The organism is Oceanobacillus polygoni, from assembly GCF_008304605.1.
Taxonomy (GTDB): domain Bacteria; phylum Bacillota; class Bacilli; order Bacillales; family Amphibacillaceae; genus Oceanobacillus; species Oceanobacillus polygoni.
In genome coordinates, this window is record NZ_PIJY01000002.1 from 1 (window position 1) to 19,549 (window position 19,549).

17 protein-coding genes, 2 pseudogenes and 1 riboswitch are annotated in these 19,549 nt (G+C 38.8%); of the genes and pseudogenes, 13 read left to right on the top strand and 6 right to left on the bottom strand.

Going from position 1 to position 19,549, the window contains the following annotated elements; all coding sequences use genetic code 11:
• The first annotated feature begins 244 nt into the window (after positions 1-244).
• The 10 genes and pseudogenes from F1560_RS00720 to F1560_RS00765 form a co-directional block, all read left to right on the top strand.
• Positions 245-1,480, top strand: coding sequence for a hemolysin family protein (locus F1560_RS00720; protein ID WP_149472770.1), 1,236 nt, complete (start codon positions 245-247; stop codon positions 1,478-1,480).
• Between the two features lie 185 nt (positions 1,481-1,665).
• A riboswitch (SAM riboswitch) is annotated at positions 1,666-1,773 on the top strand.
• A gap of 152 nt (positions 1,774-1,925) precedes the next feature.
• Positions 1,926-3,116, top strand: coding sequence for an acyl-CoA dehydrogenase family protein (locus F1560_RS00725; protein ID WP_149472771.1), 1,191 nt, complete (start codon positions 1,926-1,928; stop codon positions 3,114-3,116).
• 12 nt (positions 3,117-3,128) lie between these two features.
• Positions 3,129-4,463 carry an LLM class flavin-dependent oxidoreductase gene (locus tag F1560_RS00730; protein ID WP_245347856.1) on the top strand — a complete coding sequence of 445 codons (1,335 nt, stop codon included), beginning with the start codon at positions 3,129-3,131 and terminating at the stop codon, positions 4,461-4,463.
• A 43-nt stretch (positions 4,464-4,506) separates the two neighbouring features.
• Complete coding sequence (locus F1560_RS00735) at positions 4,507-5,319, top strand: MetQ/NlpA family ABC transporter substrate-binding protein (RefSeq protein WP_149472772.1); 813 nt, start codon at positions 4,507-4,509, stop codon at positions 5,317-5,319.
• A 12-nt stretch (positions 5,320-5,331) separates the two neighbouring features.
• Complete coding sequence (locus F1560_RS00740) at positions 5,332-6,384, top strand: methionine ABC transporter ATP-binding protein (RefSeq protein WP_149472773.1); 1,053 nt, start codon at positions 5,332-5,334, stop codon at positions 6,382-6,384.
• A complete protein-coding gene (locus F1560_RS00745) occupies positions 6,384-7,046 on the top strand; it encodes a methionine ABC transporter permease (RefSeq protein WP_149472837.1) in 663 nt (220 codons plus the stop codon). Before F1560_RS00740 ends, F1560_RS00745 begins: the two co-directional genes overlap by 1 nt.
• A 189-nt stretch (positions 7,047-7,235) precedes the next feature.
• Positions 7,236-7,778, top strand: a complete 543-nt coding sequence (locus F1560_RS00750; RefSeq protein WP_149472774.1) for a GNAT family N-acetyltransferase — start codon at positions 7,236-7,238, stop codon at positions 7,776-7,778.
• Between the two features lie 497 nt (positions 7,779-8,275).
• Positions 8,276-8,647, top strand: a complete 372-nt coding sequence (locus tag F1560_RS00755; protein ID WP_149472775.1) for a PepSY domain-containing protein — start codon at positions 8,276-8,278, stop codon at positions 8,645-8,647.
• 353 nt (positions 8,648-9,000) lie between these two features.
• Positions 9,001-10,019: pseudogene (locus F1560_RS00760) on the top strand (RNA-guided endonuclease TnpB family protein).
• A 157-nt stretch (positions 10,020-10,176) separates the two neighbouring features.
• Positions 10,177-10,329 (top strand): annotated as a pseudogene (locus tag F1560_RS00765) (YdeI/OmpD-associated family protein); the annotation flags it as partial.
• A 23-nt stretch (positions 10,330-10,352) separates the two neighbouring features.
• Here the strand turns inward: F1560_RS00765 and F1560_RS00770 are convergent.
• The 5 genes from F1560_RS00770 to F1560_RS00790 all read right to left on the bottom strand — a co-directional run bounded on the left by F1560_RS00770 (position 10,353) and on the right by F1560_RS00790 (position 15,225).
• Complete coding sequence (locus F1560_RS00770) at positions 10,353-10,676, bottom strand: nucleoside triphosphate pyrophosphohydrolase (protein ID WP_149472776.1); 324 nt, start codon at positions 10,674-10,676, stop codon at positions 10,353-10,355.
• Positions 10,677-10,921: 245 nt separating this feature from the next.
• Positions 10,922-12,217: a TRAP transporter large permease gene (locus tag F1560_RS00775; protein WP_149472777.1), complete on the bottom strand. Its 1,296-nt coding sequence runs from the start codon at positions 12,215-12,217 to the stop codon at positions 10,922-10,924.
• The gene (locus tag F1560_RS00780) at positions 12,217-12,702 is read right to left on the bottom strand and encodes a TRAP transporter small permease (RefSeq protein ID WP_149472778.1); all 486 of its coding nucleotides are present in this window, start codon (positions 12,700-12,702) and stop codon (positions 12,217-12,219) included. The genes F1560_RS00775 and F1560_RS00780 overlap by 1 nt, the downstream gene beginning before the upstream one ends.
• A complete protein-coding gene (locus F1560_RS00785) occupies positions 12,695-13,702 on the bottom strand; it encodes a TRAP transporter substrate-binding protein (protein ID WP_149472779.1) in 1,008 nt (335 codons plus the stop codon). The genes F1560_RS00780 and F1560_RS00785 overlap by 8 nt, the downstream gene beginning before the upstream one ends.
• A 350-nt stretch (positions 13,703-14,052) precedes the next feature.
• A complete protein-coding gene (locus F1560_RS00790) occupies positions 14,053-15,225 on the bottom strand; it encodes a DUF418 domain-containing protein (RefSeq protein WP_149472780.1) in 1,173 nt (390 codons plus the stop codon).
• A gap of 152 nt (positions 15,226-15,377) precedes the next feature.
• Here F1560_RS00790 and F1560_RS00795 point away from each other — a divergent pair, with 152 nt between their 5' ends.
• The 3 genes from F1560_RS00795 to F1560_RS00805 are packed head-to-tail and all read left to right on the top strand — an operon-like array spanning position 15,378 to position 18,400.
• Positions 15,378-16,097: a response regulator transcription factor gene (locus F1560_RS00795; protein ID WP_149472781.1), complete on the top strand. Its 720-nt coding sequence runs from the start codon at positions 15,378-15,380 to the stop codon at positions 16,095-16,097.
• Positions 16,094-17,860 carry a sensor histidine kinase gene (locus tag F1560_RS00800; protein WP_149472782.1) on the top strand — a complete coding sequence of 589 codons (1,767 nt, stop codon included), beginning with the start codon at positions 16,094-16,096 and terminating at the stop codon, positions 17,858-17,860. The genes F1560_RS00795 and F1560_RS00800 overlap by 4 nt, the downstream gene beginning before the upstream one ends.
• Before the next feature lie 24 nt (positions 17,861-17,884).
• A complete protein-coding gene (locus F1560_RS00805) occupies positions 17,885-18,400 on the top strand; it encodes a sigma factor (RefSeq protein WP_149472783.1) in 516 nt (171 codons plus the stop codon).
• A gap of 74 nt (positions 18,401-18,474) precedes the next feature.
• Here F1560_RS00805 and cax read toward each other — a convergent pair whose 3' ends face one another.
• Positions 18,475-19,533, bottom strand: a complete 1,059-nt coding sequence (gene cax / locus F1560_RS00810; protein WP_149472784.1) for a calcium/proton exchanger — start codon at positions 19,531-19,533, stop codon at positions 18,475-18,477.
• Positions 19,534-19,549 lie beyond the last annotated feature (16 nt).

Consider the following 19,549-nt stretch of genomic DNA (forward strand, 5'->3'; position numbering starts at 1 on the left):
ATCGAAACTTTCGGTTACGAAGGTGTTCTTAGGAATCTCCATCTTCAAATTTCGTAGGAAATTAAGGTGGAGTAGTTCAAGTGGCTATAATCGATGAAAATAGAAAGTTTTATGGATTAAAAAGGCTGTTAATTCAAAAAGGTAGGATTCTTCTCATTCTGTTATGATAAATGTAAGTAAGGGGAACATAGGAATTAGGATTAAAACATAGAGAACAACAGAAGTAGAGAAGGGTGAAAAAGGTTTGAGCCTATTAATTATTTTCATCATTTTATTATTCATCGCCTCCAGTTATTTTTCTGGGAGCGAAACAGCGTTGACGGCAACAAATGAAATGAAGTTGCGACTAAAAGCAGCAAATGGTGATAAAAAATCAGCACGCTTATTAAAGCTAGTCGACAATCCTGACTTGTTTATTCCAGGTATATTAATTGCAAATAATGTGCCCAATATTGTGCTTCCTTCGTTGGTTACGATCGTAGCACTTGAGTATAGTTGGCCTATAGGCATAACTACAGCTGTGTTAACGGTATTGATTATTATTTTTGCGGAAGTGATGCCTAAGTCTATTGCAGCAGCATTTCCTGAAAGAATTGCGCATATCGTGTATTATCCAACCATGATTATCCTCTTAATCTTGAAGCCGTTTATCTTCTTATTGAATTTGTTGACAAGAACAGTCATTAAATTTTTAGGACAAGATCCAGATAACCAAATAACGATTTCAAAGGCAGAGATGCGAGCAATGGTGGATATTGCACATACGGAGGGGACGTTTAAAAATGATGATATGTACCGCTTAAAGTCGGTATTAGATTTCAAAAATTTAAATGTTGCGGACGTGCTGCAAACGCACCGTGTCGAGATGAAATCCATCCCTGTTGATATGTCATTTGATGAAGCACGCGAATTTTTATTAGCAAATCATTACACGCGCTATCCTATTTATGATGGGGACGTTGACCATATCGTCGGTGTATTTCACTCGAAATTTATATTAGCATGGGCAAATAATCCTGAGAAAGGCATTCGAGACTATTCAGACTTGGATCCATTGTATGTTCACGAATTTAATCCGATTGATACAGTTTTTAAACGGATGATGAAAGAAAAGAAACATATTGCAATTGTTTTAGATGAGTATGGGGGAACGGAAGGATTAATTACCCATGAAGACTTAATTGAAACGATGATAGGCCAAGATATTGAAGATGAGACAGACGAAGGAGATTTACTAATCCACCGTCAAACAGATACACAAATTATTTGTGATGCAAAGCTATCCTTGCATCGATTAAACAATGTTTTTCAAACGGATATTCCAGAGGAAGCTGATAACTTGGCTGGTTTTATTATCAATAGGTATAAGTTCTTGCCTGAAGCCGGCGAGACGTTCATCTATGATAACTTAGAATTTAAAGTGCTGGAAGTAAATGAACGAAGAGTCAATCGTGTGGAAATTAATAAGCTGGAAGATTGATTATATAATTTCACTTCATTACAGAGAAAGCCACATAAAAGATACCCACTAAATCATTTGTAATAATTGGTGAGGTATTTTAGTGGTTCTCAATCAAATCGCCCAATATAAAAAATTCTAAAAATTCACTTGACAATGAAAGTAAAATGATCTAAAGTTTACTTCAACAATTTAATCTGAAATTTTTCTTATCCAGAGAGGTGGAGGGACTGGCCCATTGATACCTCGGCAGTAGACTATTTAGTAGTACTATGCCAATTCCAGCAAGCTAACGAAGGCTTGAAAGATAAGAAGAGATACAACAAATTTGTAACCCTCTTCTTATTTTGAAGGGGGTTTTTTTATAGTTCTAAACCAAGTAATTTCATAGGGTAACTTATTTTGCTGATTCAAAAATGAAAGACTGCAATAATGCCAATAAAGTACAGAAATGAGGCGCTTATCCATGCATGAACAAGATTATTATATTCGAAATGCTAAAGACGAAAAGCTTATACAATACGGAAAAAGACTTTCTAATGAAATTCAATTAACTGCTGCGAAATACGATGAATCGGGTGACTTTCCTTTTGAGCATTTTGAGCTATTGGAAAAGGAAGGATATTTTAAGTTAACCATTCCCAAAGAATATGGTGGGGATGAGCTTTCCCTATATGAAATATTATTGGTTCAGGAACAATTGGCTAAAGGATCTGGTTCAACAGCTTTAGCTGTTGGGTGGCATTTAATGACTTTCTTTAGTCTAAGCAATTATCGCCCTTGGAAGGAGGAAGTTTTTCAGAGGCTATGCCAAGATGCCGTACAACGTGGGAGCTTGTTGAATGTTTTTGCCACAGAAAGCAGTGCTGGGAATATTGTGAGAGGTGGTAAGCCAACAACAATTGCCAAGAAAACGGCAGGTGGCTTTGTGATTAATGGCAGAAAATCATTCGCCACTCTATCACCGATCGTAAAACATTTTACTGTTTTAGCTTACGTGGAAGAGGAAGACAAAGTAGCTGAATTTCTAATCGAGAAGGATGAATCAGTAAGTGTTATTCACACGTGGAACGCATTAGGAATGAGGAGTACTGGCAGTCACGATGTGGAGATGAATCAAGTTTTTGTACCAGATGACGCACTTCTTTCCTATTCCGAAAAGGAAAATCGGTTTACCGGAAATAGCAGTGCCTATACCTTACAAATTCCAGCAATTTACCTTGGTGTCGCCACTGCTGCAAGGGACTTCATTATCGATTATGCGGAAAATAAATATTCGCCAAGTCTTGGAAATGTGATTTCCGAAGCTGCACATGTGAAGCAGAAAATTGGTGAAATCGATATTCATTTAAGTGTTGCACGTAGTTACCTTTACTCACTAGCGGAGAAGTGGGATAGCCCGCTGGGCTTGAGAAATAACTTATCCAATGAAGTGGCTATTGCAAAATATACGGTGTGCAATAACGCAATAAAAATTGTTAAGTTAGCCATGAATATTGCAGGCGGAAATGCGTTATCGAAAGACCTTCCATTGGAACGGTATTTTAGAGATGTGCAATGCGGGCTTTATAATCCGCCGCATCCAGATATGGTTATTAATCAAATTGCTGCACATGCCATCGAGGACTATCGAAAAAAACAAGTAGTTCATCAATAGGGGGAGATTTTAATGCGAAACGATCACATGCATTTAGGTTCTTTTTTTACAACTTACTTGGGGCATCACCTTGCCGCATGGCGCTATCCAGAAACGAAAACAGAAGAAGTGCTTGACTTGAGTTTATATAAAGAGGTCGCAGAACTATCGGAGAAAGGGAAGTTCGATATGCTTTTTATCGCAGATGTGCTTGCACACAACGAGGAGGATATCGAATATACACCGCAAATAAGGCTGGAAGGCCCTACGCTAATGGCAGCTCTTACTGCTGTAACAAATAAAATTGGTTTAGCATCGACCTTATCGACGACCTATCATCATCCATACAATGTCGCGCGGGAGTTTTCAACGCAGGATCACTTAAGTGGTGGACGTACCGCGTGGAATATTGTAACTTCAGCACATGATAATGAAGCGCAAAATTACGGGAAATCGCAGCATTTGGATCATTCATTAAGATACGAGAGATGTGAGGAATTCGTTCAAGTTACAAAGGAACTTTGGAATAGTTGGGAAGATGATACATTATTATTCGATCGAGAGAAGGGGAAGTTTTTGGATGGCAGTAAAATCAGCCCAATTCATTTTGAAGGAAATTACTATAACGTACGAGGACCTTTAAATATTCCTAGGTCACCTCAAGGAAATCCAGTGCTTATATCTGCTGGTGCCTCTCCAAGGGGGCAAGAATTTGCGGCAAAAGTAGCTGATGTATTTTTCACAATTGCATCTTCAACCGTTGAAGAAGGTAAAGCCTTTTATATAGAAATGAAGCAAAAAGTAAAAAGCTATGGGAGAGATCCCAATCAATTTAAAATTATGCCCGGTGTTGTACCTTTTGTAGGTCAAACGCAAAAAGAAGCAGAAGAAAAGCTGGAACACTTTCAGGAACTTATTTTACCAGAATTAGGTATTGGCATGTTATCAAGGTATCTCGGTATCGATTTAATTGAACATTCACCTGACACCCTGCTTCCTGAAGTACCAAGCTTAGATCAATATAACGGAGAAAAAGGCAGATTTAAAATCTTATCAGAGCTATCCCGCAAGGAAAATTTAACGATTAGACAAATCGCTCGATTGTTCGCTAGAGGGCAAGGTCATTTATTTGTTGTCGGATCAGGAGACCAGGTTGCAGACAAATTAAGCGAGTGGTTTCTCGGTGAGGCATGTGATGGTTTTAATGTGAAAATCCCTTATTTACCGGGTGGGGTTTCGGATTTTGTGGATTATGTAACACTTGAATTGCAAAATCGCGGACTTTTTAGAACAGATTATGAAGGAACAACACTGAGAGATCATCTTGGGTTGGAATATCCAAACGTAAAGTTAAAGACAAATGCTTAACATGCAATCAACAAACATTTTAAATGGGAAAGGAAGAAGTTGAATGAATAAAATCCTATTAAATCTATTGGTTTTATCAATTTTTATAATACTTGCTGGCTGTGCAAGCTCAGGTGCATCGGGAAATGAAACAATTAAAATAGGAGTAACTGGAGGCCCGCCTGAGGAAATTACGAATATCGTCCAAGAGGAAGCTAAAAAAGAAGGAATTGAGTTAGAAATTGTAAAATTTAATGATTACATTACGCCAAATCGTGCTCTGAATGGTGGGGAACTAGATTTAAATATGTTCCAAACCAAACAATTTCTAGCTCAATATGTGGAAGATCGTAATGACCCTCTTGTGGCACTAGGTACAACATATAACAGTACGACAGGCATCTACTCTGAAAAGTACGAGAGTGTGGATCAAATCCCTGATGGAGCGACATTAGGAGTAATAAATGATCCTGTTAATACAGGGCGCTCCCTGCTTCTCTATGAAGAAGCAGGTTTAATCACGGTAAAATCAAAGGACGGACTTTTAACCTTAAATGATATTGATGAAAATCCAAGAAACTTCAAGTTCACCGAAATAGAGGGGCCATTAATGCTCAGAACATTGGGGAGCATTGATGTTGGAACAGTGGCTAGTACACATGCTTTTGACCAAGGTATGGAACCAGCAAAGGACGCGATCTATTTAGAAACCGGAATGGAATTTCCGATGGTAGTAGCAGCTAAGGAAGAGGACAAAGATAACGCCGATTATAAACGAATTGTAGAATTGTATCATTCCGATGCAGTAAAAGAATTTATTGAAGAAAGATACAAGGACGTCATTATTGTCACAGATGATCCCTTTCAAATCGATTAGGAGGTGGCTTCGTTGATCGAATTAAAAAATATTAATAAGACGTTTAACGTTGGAAAAACGAAAGTAGAAGCTTTAAAAAATATAAATCTTAACGTATCAGAAGGAGAGATTTTCGGAGTTATTGGTTTTAGCGGAGCAGGAAAAAGCACGTTATTACGTATGATTAATCTTCTTGAAAAACCAACAAGTGGGGAAGTAAATGTTAAGGGGAAGAATCTATTGACATTGAATGAAAGGGAATTGCGAAACGTACGGAAAAAGATTGGCATCATTTTTCAGCAATTTAATCTCTTAGCTTCTCGTAATGTGTTTGATAATGTAGCGGAAATTCTTCGCATGAATCACGTTCCGAAAAAGGAAATCGGGCAGAAAGTGGAAGAATTGCTGTTGCTTGTTGGGCTAGAGGATAAAGCGAATCAATATCCTGCTAATCTATCTGGCGGACAAAAGCAGCGTGTTGGTATTGCTCGTGCTTTAGCAATGGATCCCGAAATTTTATTATGTGATGAAGCAACTTCTGCTTTAGATCCGCAAACGACAGATTCAATACTAGAATTGCTGTTAGATATTAATAAAAAGCTAGGATTAACGATTGTTCTCATTACGCATGAAATGGATGTCATCAAAAAAACATGTGATCGTGTAGCTGTTATGGAAAATGGAGAGGTAATTGAGCAGGGAACTGTGATCGACGTATTCAGTAATCCATTAGAAGCGACTACGAAGAGCTTCTTAAGGAATTTATATGATGATACGATTACGGAGGATATGCTGGTAAAATTACGAGAATCTGGTCATTCCTATATTTTGCGCTTAGCTTTCCGAGGTGAATCAGCTTTAGATCCTGTTTTAAACGTTATTTCATCCAGATATTCCGTCATTACAAATATTGTACATGGATCCATTACGTATTTAAAAGGGACGCCATTAGGTATTTTATTAGTCCATATTTCTGGTGATGAAGCTAATTTAAAACAGGCAATCTCTTATCTAAAGGATGCGGTATACCATGTGGATGTAAGCTTGGAATTAGATGAAAGGCATAAGGAGGTATTAGCTCAATGATGGAAAGATTTGATGAACTGCTCCCGTTATTTTCTATATCTTTATATGAAACGATTTTAATGGTAGCCATTTCACTTGTGATTGCGACAATCATTGGGGTACCTTTAGGAGTATTGCTTGTTATTACAAGAGCGGATCACCTTGCCCCGAATAGATGGGTGTTTCAACTATTAAATACAGTTGTTAATATTATCAGGTCGCTTCCATTTATTATTTTAATGTTAGCTATCATCCCTTTTACGGAATTAATTGTAGGTACATCAATCGGAATTCGAGGAGCGATTGTTCCGCTTATCGTTTATATTGCTCCCTTTATTGCAAGGCTTGTTGAAACGGCTTTACTCGAAGTGGATTACGGCATTATTGAAGCATATCGAGGTATGGGAGCATCGCGTGGCCAAATTGTTACACGTATTATTCTTAGGGAAGCACGTTCCGGAATTCTACTTTGTATGACGATTGCCTTGATTGGCTTAATTGGTGCGACAGCAATGGCAGGTGTCATTGGAGCAGGAGGTCTTGGTGACCTTGCTCTCCGATATGGGTATCAGCAATGGGATTTACCAGTAATGTTTGGCACGGTTATTATCTTAATTGTCCTCGTTCAAATCATTCAGTCTCTTGGGAATTATGGTGCGAAGAAGTTGAAGAAAACGGCTTAAGAGGAGCGCTGTTGAGTGGTGTATGAAGCTTAATACATGCACTAGAAAAATAGAAGTATTCACCTAGATATATTGAAGTCTTTCAAAGCAAGCCCTATAATAAGGCTATCTACTGTTGAAGGGACTGAATTATGCGCAGATGGCAATATTTTTTCATCCAGCTAATTTAAATTTTTGGAGGTAAAAGTATTGAAAAAAGAACTATTCACTAACAGACTGCATTTACGTAAAATGAAAGTGTCCGATTCACCAGCCTTATTTAACATCTGGTCTGACCCAGACGTTACAAAATTCATGAACATCTCTCGTTTTACAAACGAATCACAGGCAAAAGAAATGATTGAATTACTCGATGAATTGTCTCAGACAGGTAAAGCAATACGTTACAGTATGATAGATTTAAAAACCAATGAAATTATTGGAACGTGCGGCTTTAATTATATTGATTCTGAGAACGCCCGAGTAGAAATAGGATATGATATCGCTAAAAGCAAATGGGGTATGGGCTATGCTCCAGAAGGAATTCGGGCATTAATAAACCTTGCTTTTGAAAACTTACAGCTCAATAGAGTAGAAGCAAAGGTAGAAGCCGGAAACGTAAATTCCATACACGTACTGCAAAAATTGAACTTCACATTTGAGGGGACATTAAGACAATACGAAAAATCAAAAGGAAACTTTGTTGATATTAATATTTATTCGCTGTTAAAAACAGATTTAGTCTACACATAATTAGGGAAAAGTGGATTTGAACATGTTCAAATCCACTTTTTTGCGCTTATTAATAAGCTGGTCTATTTTATTGTGTCTACGTTCAAAGAAATCTTGTATGTTTTTCATATTTGTTACGTGCTGATTGCATTCCTGGCTATTTGCGCAAATGTAATTACTCTGATTTTGAAAGTGCCAGCGACTTGTCCTTTTACAGTTAACTTCGTTTGTTCTATGATATTTGCTGCTATTTAAAGTTGAATGCGCAACAAGAAAATCTACTACTCGATTTATAATACTTATCCGTTATCCTATTGAAATATCCTACCATCCTGAATTCCTGCCTTAAGCTTATATGTTGCTTCATTAATAGGAAATATGGCCACTTACACTAGTGGTTATACAATTAAAACAACTGTAATAATCTTTAATCGGATTAACATCGATAATTCAAACTCTCTTTACATTCATAGATTAGGATAGGGGTGTAACAAAATAAAACTTAGGAGGTATTCAAAATGAAAAAGTGGAAGAAGCATGCTATTCCATCAATCGCTGTTTTAATGATTGGAACTGCAACAACTGGTATGACTGTGTCGGCTGATTCGGATGATCGCTATGAGGAATTGCAGGAAGTCAATATAACGGTAGAGGAAAGTAAAGAGATTGCATTGGAAAGAATACCTGGAACGATTGATGAAGTTGAACTGGAAAATGAGGATGGCTACCTTTTCTATGAAGTGGAAGTAGATGCAGCAGGTGGCGATGAATATGAAATCTTAATTGATGCACAAACAGGAGAAGTCATTGATGTTGAGGGAGACGACGAAGATGATGATGACGACGGTGATGACAACGACGATGACGATAATGAGCGTGATGATGATTAACGAGCAGAGCTAAAATTAAAGCTCTTCAGAAGTCCCTTATGTAAATAGGGGGCTTCTTTGTTTCTGTACATATCTATTTTACATTACAGATTTTCCGAACGAGAAAGCCCACTGTCTTTAGACGTGGGATGAAAGTGAGGTCAAATACGGAGTGGTAATAAAAAGCGAAGGTTTGTACCACTTTAAGTATTTGAAAATGTTTTCTTAATCTTAACCTAAAAGCAACACTAAAACAGAACAAGAGTTCTAATTTGTGTTATAAATAGAAGCAGGAGGTGAACAACGTGCAAACGATCACACTGAAGCTGGAGCTTCAAAAACCGACAAAAGAGAAAATGGCAATATACTGAAAGATGACAGCGATTAATACTGCTTTTTCGAATTGGTTATTGCATTTTGAGGGACTTCAAACAGCTACTTCGAAAGTGTTTAAACGTTATTCGGATGAGCGATTTCCTGCAGCTGTCGTCAATCAAACAATTCAAACCGTAAAATCCAAAAAGAAAAAACAGAAAACGAAACTTTTTCGCCGTATGTGGTGTGGCTTCAATAATCAAAACTTTAAGGTGGAGAGAGAAAACGGATTATATAAAGTCTCTTTTCCAACACTAGAAAAGCGGATTGGTGTCCGAGTTGTCTGTACAGATCGCGGGAAGCCATGGCTGGACAAACTTTTGTCTAGTGAGGTTAAACAAGGCACGACAGAACTTTTTGAAAAAAGAGGGCGATGGTTTGTCGCAATCAGCTTGTCCTTTGAAGTAAAACAAAAGCAACCCGATCAAGCTAAAACCATGGGTATTGATATCGGTTTGCGCCAGCTTGCCGTCTGTTCTGTTGGGACGACTACCCTCTTCTTCTCTGGGAAAGAACTCGCATATCGAAGAAAAGGTTTCACTTCCCGTAGACGAAAGCTTGGCAGGTTGAAGAAGCTTGAAGCTATTCGTAAATCGAAAAACAAAGAATCCGACTGGATGAAGGAAGCAAACCATAAGATAAGCCGTCAAATTATCGAATTCGCATTGAAGAACGGTGTTCATCTCATTCGAATGGAAGATTTGACAGGTATCCGACATTCTAGGAATACAACAAAAGAAGCAGGGCGTAATTTGCATCGTTGGTCCCTTTATCAATTGCAACAGTTTATTGCATACAAGGCACAAATGGCAGGACTCATGGTTGAGTATGTGCATCCAACCTACACCTCCCAAATGTGCAAATGTGCAAATGTGGATATGTTGACAAGCGAAACCGGAACAGAGATGCTTTTTGTTGTAAGAAGTGTGGCTACCGAAGCCATGCAGATATAAATGCCGCCATAAATATTTCAAAAGCAGTGAGCGGGCTATCCGAGGAGAAGATGAAAAAGAATTAGTGTCGTGGTAACAGCGAAACAGGGTGGGGCAATGAGATGCTCCTTAACTTGCAGGCTGTTCAAAACAGAAATGGACTTCGAACGGTAAGTCATGCAAGAATCCCACTCGTTAAACCTTTAGGTTTCGAGCTAGCGGCTTTAGCCGTGGGAGTCTCAAAAGGGACTAACCCCGGGCTATCAAAAAGATTGGGCTCGCTATATCTTTTCTGAGAAACAACAGAAAACACGGGATAAACGCCAGGCGCAAATGGCTGATATATTATCTCAAGGATATAAGTCGATTTATTTATTTCGTTTGAAAAAGAAGTAGTGGGGGCAGATCTGTCCCCACTGTTAGTCTTCCACCTCGATTAGAAAGGTTTTTTCATCAAAACCTCCACGCTCAGCAGCTTTATGAGCTCGAATTTGTTCTAATTCTTCAAAAGAAGCCCCATGTACACGTAGAAGGGAATGCACTAATTCCAAAATATCTGCCAGTTCCTCCAACTCCTCTTCTTTCGTTGAAGCACTCTGATATTCTCCAACTTCCTCACTTAACTTTTTCTTGAGTTCAAGAATATAGCGATCATGATTTAGTGTTTCTGTTTTTAGATCCTTGCCAGCGTTTTTCAAGATTTCAGGGATTCGATCACGAACTAGTTTGTTATATGTTGGCATGTGAGCACTCCTTTTGTAATTTTTGTCCACTTACTCGTTAGAACTATTAAGTATCCGTTTCCCTTTCCTCTTAATGACGAAACTTTATGATAAGTTAAGTGAATTATGGTGGAAAGGTAAAAACATTCTAAAAATATACAAAGAAAAATTACATTTATAGAAGGAATTGAACATGAACAAAGGGGACAGGTAATATCCCTGTCCCCATCTCTCCTTAAAAATCACAGCGTTACAACCTGGAACAATTATAGATTGAACAGGTTTGGTAAGAACAATGACAGCTGTGGAAAGAACGTTACAAATAACAGTACTATAATAACAGCCGCAAAATATGGGAGTAGTGGCCTGATTACTTGTTCAATTCTTACGTTCGCTACTGTTGCACCAACAAATAAGGCACTACCAACAGGTGGTGTCATATTACCAATACATAGTCCGAAGCAAAGAATCATTCCAAAATGAACCGGATCCATTCCGAAGGTTTGTGCTACAGGTAAAAAGATTGGTGTAAAGATTAATACTGCTGGTGTAATATCCAAAAAGGTTCCAGCCAAGAGCAGGATCGTAATCATGATTAAAAGAAAACCAGTTTGACTCTCTGTAATCGATAATAATGATTCACTAATAGCTGCTGGTAAGCCTAAATACGACATCACTAAAGAGAATAAAGCAGACGATGTAATTAAGAATAGAATCATCCCAGTAATTTCAATTGTTTCCTTCAGTATGCCAGGGATGTCCTTCCATTTAAGTCCCTTATAAATAATTGCCAAAAGCGTTGAGTAAAGCACGGCAACAGCTGCCCCTTCTGTCGCGGTGAATATCCCTGCAACGATACCACCAATAACGATGACGATTAAAAATAGACTAGGAATCGCACTACCAATAATATATAAAATATCTTTTATATTAGGTAATGGGGAAACTGGGTATTTTTCCTTTTTGGCCATAAAAAAGGCAACAACCATAACTGCTAGTCCCCACAGAATTCCCGGGATATAGCCAGCCATAAATAATGCAGCAACTGATGTCCCACCACTCACAAGTGAATAAACAATCAATACAGAGCTTGGTGGGATGATTAATCCAGTTGGAGCGGATGCGATATTTACCGCAGCTGAGAATGTCTTCTTATATCCTTGTTTTTGTTGCATTGGACCCATAATCCGTCCCATGGCTGCAGCGGATGCGACACTAGAACCGGCTATGGAGCCAAATAACATATTCCCAACAGCATTCGTTTGAGCTAAGGAGCCGGGTAATTTTCCAACGAGTACTTTAGCAAAGTTTACAAGACGAAATGCAATCCCACCGTTATTCATAATGATTCCGGCTAATACAAATAATGGGATGGCCAACATCGTAAAGTTGTCAATTCCAGTAATCATTCGTTGAGCAGAAGTCATCAGTGCGACGTCAAATGGTAAAACGGTGAAGAAAGTAAGAACAGAGCTTAGGATAATCGCAACTGCGATAGGAGCCCCAATTAACATGAGTAAAATAAAACTGATAAAAAGTACCGAACCTGCTATTGCGATCATTAGACTCCTACCTCCTCTTTTCCTGTAATTTTATTCGTTAACATGCCATGGATGGTATAAAAGATGACAAATAATCCGCATAGTGGCAGCGACAGGTAAACAAATGCCATCGGAATACCAGTTGCTGCTGCCATTTGAGCAGAAGTAAGGATAACAACTCGAATTCCGCCAAATACCATAAGGACGGAAGCAACCAAGATAACAAGCATGTCGGTTAATCTCTCCTGGGAAAGTTGCGTTTTCCAACTGAATTTTTCTCTCAAGAAGAGAATAGCGATATGTTTCTTAGCTCCAAATACGTAAGCCGCGGAAATTAAACCAAACCATATAAGCATAAATCTCGTTAATTCCTCCGTCCCTGGGGAGGCGATGTTCAGTACATACCTTGCCAGCACTTGCCAGATTGATAGAACCACCATGGCAATAAGAAGGATCGAAGAGAGACTTAATAAAAACGTATCAACCCATTTCTTTGCTTTATTCATCTTTTTTCGCCTCCTGTATTAGTTGATAAATTTCCGCTGTATTTTCGTTATTGGAATAGTTTTCATGAAGCGGTTGCACGGCTTCAATAAATGGGGATTTGTCCACATCGATAAAATTTACACCCATTTCATTTTTTGCAGTTTCTGTCTGTTCTTGAACGGTTTTTGCCCATACATCTTCATGAAAAACGGTGGATTCCTTAGCAGCCTCTTTAATAATCTCCTGATGTTCCTCGGATAGTTGGTTAAATCGATTTGCATTCATGATAAACATATCAGGTACAATTTGATGTCCTGTGTACATGTAATATTTTGCAACTTCACCGTGGTTGTTGCCTACTAATGCGGTTTCATTATTTTCAGCTGCATCGATAACACCAGATTGGATAGCGGTATATACTTCACCATACGCCATCGCAGTTGGTATTCCGCCTAAAGCTTCGATCATTTGAACACTCGTTTGACTAGGCTGTACTCTAACTTTAAGCCCTTTCATATCAGGTATATCATTTACTTCTCTATTTTTTGTATAAAGATGTCTTTCCCCTGCATTATAATAAGTTAACCCAATAAATCCCATGCCCTCCGTTTGGTTATACAATTTATCGGTTACATTTTCATTGTTCATGACTTTTTCGAACATGTCGTAATCCTCAAAAACATATGGAAGACTAAAGATAGAGTAGTCGGATTCAAACGCTTCCAAAGCACTTGCACTTACTTTGGCTAAATCTACTGCACCTGTTTGTGTTAATTCCGTTACTTCTCGTTCACTGCCTAATTGAGCATTCGGGTAGATTCTAATTTTGATATCCCCATTGGATTTTTCCTCTACTAATCGTCCAAATTCTACTAAAGAGATGTGAACAGGATGATCAAGCGTTTGGTTATGAGCTAATTTTAGTTCCATCGCTCCAGATTTTTCGGCAGCAGCTTGACAACCTGCAAGTATAAACAATAGTAATAATGTAAATAACGTGATGACTGATTTCTTCACCATATACCCTCCTTGAGTTTTTTCGTGTTGTATATTCTCTAATTGCCGGTGTTTTTCATGCTTTTGTTAGTTTGATTAACGAAAGCGATCACAAATTTATAGTTTAGCGCTTACATACTGTGGATTACAAATCCCTGTATGATGTTAATTCACTATTAGTTTGACTACCAAACAAACTATATAGTAATCATACTTGTATATCGAAAATATTTCAACCATGTTTTCACAGAATAAAGACAAAAATAAAGGAGGTTCCCTACCTAAAAGGAAATCTATATCAAACTTTTATAGGTGTTGACTAAATAAATAGGCTTGGATAACCCAAGCCCTTTATAACCATTCAATTAATTTTATTAGGCTACGCTTTCGCCGTTCTCCTGCTTTACCTGTCCTTTCCAAGACATGTGGGTACCAATTCGCATCACCTTCTCAAACGGCCCGATTCTAAAGAACTTCAAGTAAAACTGACTAAAAAGAATTTGCACCACGAAAATAACGATCGCTAACAAAATCCCCAAGGACACTCCCAGCTTGCCAAAGAGTCCTAAGCCATATCCATAAAAAATAGCCGTACAGATAATACTTTGCATTAAATAATTTGTCAGCGACAATCGACCAACTTGTTCAAAGGAGGATAGGATTTTCCCTGTTTCCTTTGTATAAAGGATAGAAAAGCCGAAAATATACCCAAGTGCTAAGAAGATTGCTCCGATACTGTAAGCACCCTCCGTCCAACTCGGATCATTGATTATATAATGGGAGCTCTTGAGCAATAAACCTGTTAACCCAAACCCAAATGCACCTCGAATATACCATTTTCTCTCCTGTTTCGGATTCGAAAACCAATTGCTCTTTGCGGCGTACATGCCAAGTAAAACGAGTGGCGCAATTAAAAGAGGAGTGAAAATAAGCATTAGCACATAAAAGAATTCCGGTAAATCAAATGGCAATTCGCCACTTTTTCGAAATGCGAGTGCATCGGCATAATTCTCGCTTGAATAAGCATCCGTTTCCTCCTGAATATAGGATTCCATCAGTTGAATGTCTTTTTCCGTTTGTACAACCTCACCAAATCCCATGAGAGAGGTTAAAACGAACAAGATAATTGCCCAAACGAGCAGGGTTTTCTTTTTTCGGTTCATAAAAAGAAGCATTACGAATCCTATTAAGCTATATGCCAGCAAGATATCTCCTTCCCAAACGAAAATGGAATGGACCAGTCCAAATACAAAGAATAAGAGAAACCGTCGTACGAGATGTCTTTTTCCTTTCAACTGATTTCTTTCCAGCTTTTCTTGAAACTTGATCAAGGAATAGCCAAATAAAAACATAAAAATAGGTAAAAAACTAGATTCTACAAAAATCTTTGTCCAAACATAGGCAACGGTATCAAGTGAAGCTAGTTGAAAATGCTCAGGACTATCTTTGCCAAATATCCCGTATTGGAAAATCAGCATATTTGCGATCAGAATTCCGAGTAAACTAAAACCTCTTAGTCCATCAATTGTACGTATTCTTTGTTTCATGCATGTACTTCCTCTCTGTTCGTTGTACATCTAAGGTACCAGCCGTAAATTTCCCGTAATTGAACAGAATCTTAACAATTTATAACGTATTCCTTCATATTGTTCAACTAATCGTAAACTTTCCATGGTAGAATGGCGTTGAGGTGGAAAATATGGGAAATGAGGCGCATATTTTAATTGTTGATGATGAAAAAGCCATCGTAAAAATGTTGGGGTTAATGTTAAGAAAAGAAGGATTTGAGCATATATATACAGCTTTTACAGGGAAGGAAGCACTAGCGTGCGTATCCGAACATCCTATCGATATTATTATTCTTGATGTGATGCTTCCTGATGGTAGCGGGTTTGATCTAAGTCCAAAAATGAGGGAGCTTACTAGTGCGTATATTCTCTTTTTGACGGCGAGAGTTTCTGACTTGGATGTCCTTACCGGATTTGCAACAGGTGGGGACGATTATGTAACAAAGCCGTTTAATCCGTTGGAGGTCGCAGCAAGAATCAAGGCGCATCTTAGAAGAACTGAATCTCATCCAAGAGCAGAACAACGTACAAAGCCAACCAAACGGTATGACTTTGGTCGCTTTGCCGTTGATGAACATGCGGGTGAGCTCATCGTGAATGGAAAGGTTGTTCCCTGTCCGACACAGGTATATTTGTTACTGCTTTACCTCTGCAAGCATCCGAATCGGGTCTTTTCAAAAGCTGCACTACTTGATGCGGTATGGGGATTTGATCACTATGTCGATGAAAATACGGTATCCGTACATATTAGAAGAATCAGAGAGCGAATTGAAGAGACCCCGAGTAAACCAACTTATTTGACGACGGTTCGAGGTTTAGGATACAAGCTAGTGAAGGAACATGTAAGATGAAAAAGCTTAGAAGACGTTTGTTTATGCACTTTTCCATTCAATTTATTTCGATTGCCATTTTAATGGTACTTGTTGTTGCGATTACGTTAGTACTTACCATTGGATTGATGACAGAGGATCAAGCTGGACACAATTATTATCAAGCGAAACTTGAGGAAATATCGATGTTGGATGCTGGCGACTCATTTCGGGAATTAAAGATGCGTGAGGGCTGGAGTGAAGGGCTAGACGAAGATATTTGGGTGCAAATTATTAATGAACAAGGTGACGTGATGGATGCTGGAAATGCGCCGGATGATTTTCCTGATCATTATAGTATGCATGATTTATTGCTCATGAAGGAAAATGAGTCCTATAAGGGGTATGAGCTGACTTTTTATTTAGAAACGTTCTATGAAACCGATTATTTATTTGTTTTAGGGCATGAGACTGAAGCAGGCCTCTTGCTGGATGAACTTGTTGGGGCATATAACGAGAATGGAATGATTGCTAAGCAGGACGTTTCCGCAGTAAATGAAAAATTACTAGAGGTTGAAGGAACACTTGAGATTTATGGAAGTAACGGGGAACAGAGGATGTCCCTTGGGAAAGCAGAACGTGAAGAAGAAATACCGTTAGATGCTTTTAAACGAAGTATATCCCCGGATATGTATTCGACCAAGCAACAGACGTATCGTGATGCCGAGACAGGTGATTTATGGGTGCTTTATACACCAAATATACATAAAGGAGAAATCAATTTAGAAACCTACCAGGCAACGTTAATCGGTCTATCCATTACGGCAGCAATTGTACTACTCCTTACAATTGTTATTTCCGTTTGGAATGGCTTCAGGTATGGGAACCCATTATTGGTGTTTGCCAATTGGCTAGGCAGAATGGGCAATGGCCAATATGAAGAGGTTTTAACAGAGCGCGAGAAGAAACATATCTTTCGGAAAAATGGAAAGATCAAGTGGCGCTACAGGTTGTATCGAGAGGTTTTCTATGCCTTTTATGAGATGGCACAGAAGCTTGATGCTTCGCGAAAAGAACGAGAGCAATTGGAAAGGACGAGAGAGGAATGGATGGCAGGGATTTCTCATGATCTTCGTACCCCGCTAACGACAATGGAAGGGTATGGGAGATTATTAGAAAGTGGAGAATACGAGTGGTCCGAGCAAGAGCTAAAGGATATTGAGAAAACAATCTATGAAAAAAGTGATTACATGGTGAAGCTGATTGAAGACTTTACCCTTAGCTTTCAATTGAAGAATAATGCTGCTCTCGTTTCACTCCAAGCTGTGGAGATGAATTCTTTTTTGGAAAGGGTCATGAAAAAGTTTACGAATGATATCACGTTCCAGGACTATATCATTTCCTTTGAGCCATTTGAATCGAATCGTGTCGTACAGCTCAATGAACGATTATTTGAACGAATGATGGACAATCTGATTTATAATGCGATGAATCATAACCCGCCAGGAACCTCTGTCGTTATTCGGGTGGAAGAGACAACAAATAATCAAGAGCTCAAAATAAGTGTAATCGATAATGGTGTTGGTATGGATGAGGAAACGAAGGATAATCTATTTAGTCGGTATTACCGAGGGACCAATACAGAGGAAAGTAAGGAAGGGACGGGTCTTGGCATGAGCATTGCCCTGCAGATTGCTAAGCTGCATCAAGGTTCCATCCTTGTTAAATCCAAAGAAAATATAGGAACTACTGTAACGGTAGTATTTTCGGAAGTAGATGGCCCGGAGAAGCGGGAAGTTTCATAGGACTAGGAAAGCGAGGGGAGAAGGTTGAAAGAGATTGGAAAACGTACCATGAGGCAGGTAAAGAAGGGGAATGTGAAAGCTTTTCAAAAGATTGTTGAGCACTATCGGCAATCGGTATATAACATTTGTATCTTGATGATCGGTAATGAGGAGAAAGCAGAAGAGCTTGCTAGTGACACATTTCTGTATGCTCATGCTCATATGAATGATTTTTTAAAATCCAATAAAAGGTTTTCGATATGGTTGTATCAATCAATGGTAATTCTTGCGCAAGAAAGGTTAAAGGAAGGCTTAAATCTGGATGAAGTGACTTCTGCAAAAGGTATTCTCCCCTTGCTGCTGAATGTTCCTTTTAACAAGCGGGTGGCTATCATTATGGATGCGTGGTATCACTTATCCGACCAGGAGATTAGTGAAGTTCTCCATACTACTAAATCCGAAGTACAGACTTTTATTTATGAGGGGAGAGAGAAGTTTAGCGAGGTTCTAAGGTGCATGGATTCTGTTGAAAAAGAGAATCTGCTTCGTCGGATTGGATAGGCGAGGCGCTTGCCGCCCGTAAAAGAAGGCCGGTATTCTTATGCGATGAAGGATACTGGCCTTCTGCTTGATATTTAAATAAAGTAAAATCCAATCCCCATAATCACATATGCCGCCAGTAAAGCAAGCCCATCAAACCAATTGGAATCCCCATCATTCGATAGTGTAATCATTAGTAACACAGCTGTTACCATACTAATTAATTCCGGCCATGTGAAGACAAGTGGCATGGGTGTAGGAAAGAAGAGGGATAGCAATACAAGAATTGGCAGGACAAACATGGCTACTTGTAGTGTGGAACCAACGGCAATTTCAACCGCGACATCCATTTTATTTTTATATGCCATGATGATCGCGGATGCATGCTCTGCTGCATTTCCAACAATCGCAACAATAATGATTCCAATAAATAATTCGGACCAGCCAAATGTTGCCCCGACGATATCGAATGTGGCTACTAAGTGCTCCGAAACATAGGCAACAGCAACGGTTGCAAGTGCTAAAATCAAGAGTGCTTTTGTTTTCCCCCATTCCGGCTCTTCCTCATGAGCAGCTTCGTGTTGTGTTTCATCTACTTGGTAAACCCCGCGATGGGTAACAAATTTAAATAATAACGCAGCTAAATATAACACGATTAAAATAATCGAAATCCCAACGCTTAAAACCATCGTTTCGTGTTGATTCATCGTATGTGTAAACACCTCAGGAATAACAAAGGCGACAATAACCGCAAACATCAACAGCCCAGCATTGTGACGCGCCTCATAGATATTAAAGGATTGTCGTTTATATTTGAGGCCGCCAACAAAGAAGGATAATCCACCAACTAGCAGTAAATTTCCTAATACAGAGCCTGTTAACGAAGCGAGCACAATTCCAATAAGCCCGGCTTTTAATGCGAAGATAGAGATAATAAGTTCAACTGCATTTCCGAAGGTTGCATTTAGCAGGCCGCCTGCTCTTGGACCTAAAACAATTGCTAAGCTCTCCGTAGCACGACCAATAAAGCCAGCTAAAGCAACGATTGTTAAACAATAAATGATAAACATCATGATGGCAGACCAATGAAAAATGGAGCCGATGATGGAGAGTGGTAATCCAATGAAAACGAAAATCGCAAATAATTTATTCATCGTTTATACGTATACC

Coding starts and splice junctions, on each gene's coding strand:
- F1560_RS00725 (WP_149472771.1), top strand. CDS start 1,926: ATGCATGAACAAGATTATTATATTCGAAATGCTAAAGACGAAAAGCTT.
- F1560_RS00730 (WP_245347856.1), top strand. CDS start 3,129: ATGCGAAACGATCACATGCATTTAGGTTCTTTTTTTACAACTTACTTG.
- F1560_RS00735 (WP_149472772.1), top strand. CDS start 4,507: ATGAATAAAATCCTATTAAATCTATTGGTTTTATCAATTTTTATAATA.
- F1560_RS00745 (WP_149472837.1), top strand. CDS start 6,384: ATGGAAAGATTTGATGAACTGCTCCCGTTATTTTCTATATCTTTATAT.
- F1560_RS00755 (WP_149472775.1), top strand. CDS start 8,276: ATGAAAAAGTGGAAGAAGCATGCTATTCCATCAATCGCTGTTTTAATG.
- F1560_RS00770 (WP_149472776.1), bottom strand. CDS start 10,676: ATGCCAACATATAACAAACTAGTTCGTGATCGAATCCCTGAAATCTTG.
- F1560_RS00775 (WP_149472777.1), bottom strand. CDS start 12,217: ATGATCGCAATAGCAGGTTCGGTACTTTTTATCAGTTTTATTTTACTC.
- F1560_RS00780 (WP_149472778.1), bottom strand. CDS start 12,702: ATGAATAAAGCAAAGAAATGGGTTGATACGTTTTTATTAAGTCTCTCT.
- F1560_RS00785 (WP_149472779.1), bottom strand. CDS start 13,702: ATGGTGAAGAAATCAGTCATCACGTTATTTACATTATTACTATTGTTT.
- F1560_RS00790 (WP_149472780.1), bottom strand. CDS start 15,225: ATGAAACAAAGAATACGTACAATTGATGGACTAAGAGGTTTTAGTTTA.
- F1560_RS00795 (WP_149472781.1), top strand. CDS start 15,378: ATGGGAAATGAGGCGCATATTTTAATTGTTGATGATGAAAAAGCCATC.
- F1560_RS00800 (WP_149472782.1), top strand. CDS start 16,094: ATGAAAAAGCTTAGAAGACGTTTGTTTATGCACTTTTCCATTCAATTT.
- cax (WP_149472784.1), bottom strand. CDS start 19,533: ATGAATAAATTATTTGCGATTTTCGTTTTCATTGGATTACCACTCTCC.